This is a genomic window from Homoserinimonas sp. (assembly GCF_056262345.1).
Genome location: NZ_JBACFR010000161.1, coordinates 1 through 1,588 on the forward strand (window position 1 = coordinate 1; position 1,588 = coordinate 1,588).

The 1,588-nt window shown below is 65.8% G+C and carries 1 protein-coding gene; it reads right to left on the reverse strand.

What is annotated here, in order from left to right:
- Positions 1-209: 209 nt before the first annotated feature.
- Positions 210-1,588 (reverse strand): sensor histidine kinase (locus tag AC062T_RS08040; RefSeq protein ID WP_476028960.1); only part of this gene is annotated, 1,379 nt, incomplete at its 5' end.

Consider the following 1,588-nt stretch of genomic DNA (forward strand, 5'->3'; position numbering starts at 1 on the left):
GCCCTCAAGCGCCGTGCCGCTCGCGCTCGGCGGGCCTCATAGAGGAACGCTCAGCGCTGTAGCGCGCCTAGAACCAACAAATGCCCGGCGGTTCTCCTTGCCGAGAACTGCCGGGCATTTTTGCGTCTGCAGCAGCGCCGACGGCGAAGGCCAGCAGCGCCGAATGAGAAGTGGTAGTAGCGCCTTAAGCGACCGTGCAGGCGGCCGCCTTAGTCCCGGTCGATCCAGGTCAGCGGAATCTCGATGGTCACCTCGGTGCCGCTGCCGGTCACGGTGTGCCAGTCGATCGTTCCGCTCAACTCGCCCTGAATTAGGGTGCGCACAATTTGGGTGCCAAGCCCCGCCCCGACGCGTCCCTCCGGCAGTCCGCCACCGTTGTCGCGCACCTCGACCTTGAGCTGGTCGTCGGTGCGTTCAACGACGATGTCGACGGTTCCCTCCCGGTCCGCGAGCCCGTGTTCGACGGCGTTCGTGACGAGCTCGGTCAACGCCAGCGCGAGCGGTGTCGCATAGGCGCTCGGCAGGGCGCCAAAGCTCCCTGTGAAGCGCGTGTGGGCCTTCGTGCCATGGGTGGAGGCGACCTCGGCGATCAGCCGGAGCACGCGCTCGAACACCACGTCGAAGTTGACGCTCTGCGTGAGACCCTCGCTGAGGGTGTCGTGCACGACGGCGATTGCCTCGACGCGGCGCATGGCCTGGCTCAGGGATTCACGCGCTTCTTCGCTGTGCGACCGGCGGGCCTGAATGCGCAGCAACGACGCCACCGTCTGCAGGTTGTTCTTCACCCTGTGGTGAATCTCACGGATGGTCGCATCCTTGGTGATGAGCTCGCGTTCCTGATGCCGCAGTTCGGTCACATCGCGGCACAAAACGATCGCGCCGACGCGCTCGCCCCGTTCACGGATGGGGATCGCTCGCAGGGTCACGGTCACGCCGCGAGCCTCAATGTCGGTGCGCCATGGCGCCCGTCCGGTGACAACCAGCGGCAGTGACTCGTCGACGATGAGCTTGCCCGACAGCAGCTGGGTGGTCACCTCGGCCAGTGATTCTCCCTCGAGCTCGCCCGAGAATCCCATGCGGTTGAACGCCGAAAGGCCGTTGGGGCTCGCGAACGTGACGATGCCGTCGACGTCGAGACGCACCAGGCCATCGGATGCTCGGGGCGCGCCACGACGCGGACCAGACGGCGCAGACAGGTCGGGAAAGTCGCCGACGGCGATCATGCGAAACAGCTCGTTTGCGCACTCGTTGAAGGTGAGCTCCTGGCGGCTGGGGGTGCGCGCCTCGCTCAAGTTGGTGTGCTTGGTGATCACGGCGATCGGATGCTCCGTCACCTCTGATCCGGTGGTCGTCAACCGGCGGAACACCGGAACCGCACGCACCCGGGTCGGGGTCTCCTCGTACCAGTCGGGGGCAGACGAGTCCACGATCTGGCCGCTGTCAAAAGCATCCGTCACCTGCTTCTTCCACTCCGGCTTGATCGGCTGACCAACGAAGTCGCGGTAGAAGAGGGTTGCCGAGCTTGAGGGGCGGGCGTGCGATACCGCGACGAAGCTGTCGTCGGCCGACGGCACCCACAGCACGATGT